We start from the raw sequence: 2,913 nt of genomic DNA on the forward strand, positions 1-2,913 counted from the left end.
GCGTCCGCGCGGGCCTTCGCGGCGAGCTCGGCGAGCGGGTCGGGAGGCGGCGGGGCGACCGGCTCCTCCGTGCACGCCGCCACCACCGGGACCAGGGCTGCCAACGCGATCGACCGCAGCGCCGCTCGACGGGTGACCATCACAGGCGGTCATACTGCCAGGCCGGTCCGCCACCCGGTCGGACGCACCATGCCTGCTCGGGGCCAGGGCGTCCGGGCAGACGAGATACGCTTGGCAACCACGCAAGGTGAACGTCCACAACAGCAGGGAGCGGCACGTGCCAGGACAGCGACAACGCGCAGGCGGCGCCGGCGAGGAGCTGGAGCCAGTCGTCGCGGACGCCGTGGCACGAGCCGGGTTCGAGCTCGAGGAGCTACAGGTCCACCAGGCGGGCCGCAAGCAACTGGTCAAGGTGATCGTCGACGGTGACGACGGGATCGGCCTCGACCAGGTCGCCGAGGTGGCGAGGGCGGTGTCCGAGGCACTGGACACCCGCGAGGAAGTCCTCGCGGGCGCCTACACGCTCGAGGTCACCTCGCCCGGTCTCGACCGCCCGCTGACCAAGCCGAGGCACTGGCGCCGCGCACGGCTGCGCAAGGTCGCGGTCAGGCAGGCGGACGCGAAGTTCCTCGCCCGCGTCGGCGCCGCCGCCGACGACAGCGTCGAGCTGCTGGTCGACGGACAGTTGCGCCGCGTGGCCTACCCAGAGATCGAGCATGCCGTCATCGAGGTGGAGTTCAAAGAACCACCCGCGGCCGAGATCGCCCAGCTGACACACGAAGAGGAGGGGTCGAGGTGAACGTCGACATCGCGGCACTGCGTGCCATCGAACGTGACAAGGACATCCCCTTCGACACGGTGATCGACGCGATCGAAACGGCGCTGCTCACCGCGTACAAGCACACCGAGGGCCACCAGGCGCACGCGCGCGTCGACATCGACCGGCGCACCGGCGTCGTCCGGGTGATCGCGTTCGAGCTCGGTCAGGACGGCGAGCCGGGCGACGAGTGGGACGACACGCCGGAGGGCTTCGGCCGGATCGCCGCCACCACCGCGCGCCAGGTCATCCTGCAGCGCCTGCGGGACGCCGAGAACGAGAAGACCTTCGGCGAGTTCTCCGCAAAGGAGGGCGAGATCGTCGCCGGTGTTGTGCAGCGCGACACGCGTGCCAACGCCCGCAACATGGTCGTGGTCCAGGTCGGCGACACCGAGGGTGTCCTGCCTCAGGTCGAGCAGGTGCCCGGCGAGCGCTACGAGCACGGCACGCGCATCAAGTGCTACGTGCTCGGCGTGAGCCGGGGAACACGGGGTCCCCAGATCACGTTGTCCCGATCGCATCCGAACCTGGTGCGGCGGCTGTTCGCGCTCGAGGTCCCGGAGATCGCCGACGGCACCGTCGAGATCCCGGCCGTCGCTCGTGAGGCGGGCCACCGCTCCAAGATCGCGGTCCGGTCCACGGTCCCCGGCGTGAACGCCAAGGGCGCGTGCATCGGCCCGATGGGGGCGCGGGTGCGCAACGTGATGAGCGAGCTGCTCGGCGAGAAGATCGACATCATCGACCACTCGGACGACCCGGCCACCTTCGTCGGCAACGCGTTGTCGCCCGCCAAGGTGATCTCCGTCCGCGTGGTCGACGAGCGGGCGAAGACCGCCAGGGTCGTCGTGCCGGACTTCCAGCTGTCGCTGGCGATCGGCAAGGAAGGGCAGAACGCCCGCCTCGCCGCGCGCCTCACGGGGTGGCGAATCGACATCCGCAGCGACGCCGCACCGGCCGACCCGGAGGACGCTCCGCCAGGAGTGGGACAGGTCGCACCGGCATCGGGTTCGGCTGACTGACACGGACGGGATAGACTCATCAGTGGTTCGACGATCTGGACCGGCGATCAAGCACGCGCCCGCACTGGCCTCTGGCCCGGTGCGGACCTGTATCGGCTGCCGGACCAGGGCGTTGGCCGGTGAGTTGCTCCGGGTCGTGATTTCGGATGGGGAACTCGCTCTCGATCTGAGAAGATCACTTCCGGGTCGCGGGGCGTGGGTACATCCCGATCTCGGTTGTCTGAGCAAGGCCGAGCGGCGGCGCGCGTTCGCGAGAGCGTTACGCGTGCCTGAGCCGTCCGACACTGGTCGCCTCCGAGCCCAGCTGGAGGCACTGGTTCACCGCACGACCGGTACAGGACATTCCCGGACCGGGCTTGACGAACGAAAGCAGGTCGACCCGTCATGAGTCAGCCGTGAAGCTGAAGCCATGAACGTCAGACGATAGGACGAGGTCGCGCGGGTCCAGTGCCGCCGGCCTCACTCGGACGAGGAGAGCAGTGGCAGGCAAGGCCCGAGTGCACGAGCTCGCTAAGGAGCTCGGTGTAACCAGCAAGGACGTTCTCTCGAAGCTCAAGGAGCTTGGTGAGTTCGTGAAGTCGGCGTCCTCCACCGTGGAGGCCCCAGTGGCCCGCAGGTTGCGGGACGCGTACCCCAAGGCAGGCGGGTCGGCGAAGTCCGACGCGCGTAAGACGTCCACCCCAACCCCAGCGCAGCCCAAGCCGGCGCCGAGGCCCAGTAAGCCGGAGGTCGCCGAACCGGTGGCACAGTCCGTTGTCCCGAAGCCGGCGGCCAAGCCGGGTCCGGCGGCGCCCAAGGCGCCATCGCCCGCACCGGCTCCGGCTGCGGCAAAGGTGGAGACCGAGGCTTCGCGCCCGGCAGCACCGGCGCCCGCGCCCAAGCCTGCCGCGGCCCAGCCGCAGCAGCAGCAGCCCGCGGCCGCGCAGAACAAGCAGAACAACCAGCCCAGCCAGGGTGGCGGCCAGGTCGTGCCGCCAAAGCCGCAGTCGCCGAAGCCCGGCCCGCGTGCGCCCAGGGTGGGCAACAACCCGTTCGGTGTCGGCGCAGGTGCGCCGCCCACGCGCCCGACCCCCGGCC

The 2,913-nt window shown here is 70.3% G+C and carries 4 protein-coding genes; all 4 read left to right on the plus strand.

Translation table 11 applies throughout. The features are described from left to right. Nucleotides 1–277: 277 nt before the first annotated feature. Nucleotides 278–799, plus strand: coding sequence for a ribosome maturation factor RimP (rimP, locus tag WBA97_RS19395; protein WP_424232270.1), 522 nt, complete (start codon nt 278–280; stop codon nt 797–799). Next, nucleotides 796–1,836, plus strand: coding sequence for a transcription termination factor NusA (gene nusA, locus WBA97_RS19400; RefSeq protein ID WP_424232268.1), 1,041 nt, complete (start codon nt 796–798; stop codon nt 1,834–1,836). Before rimP ends, nusA begins: the two co-directional genes overlap by 4 nt. A gap of 136 nt (nt 1,837–1,972) precedes the next feature. Next, complete coding sequence (locus WBA97_RS19405; protein WP_424232271.1) at nt 1,973–2,224, plus strand: DUF448 domain-containing protein; 252 nt, start codon at nt 1,973–1,975, stop codon at nt 2,222–2,224. 91 nt (nt 2,225–2,315) lie between these two features. Continuing rightward, the coding region (locus WBA97_RS19410; protein WP_424232269.1) for a translation initiation factor IF-2 N-terminal domain-containing protein at nt 2,316–2,913 on the plus strand (598 nt) is incomplete at its 3' end.

It is taken from the genome of Actinophytocola sp. (assembly GCF_049647105.1).
Lineage (GTDB): Bacteria > Actinomycetota > Actinomycetes > Mycobacteriales > Pseudonocardiaceae > Actinophytocola.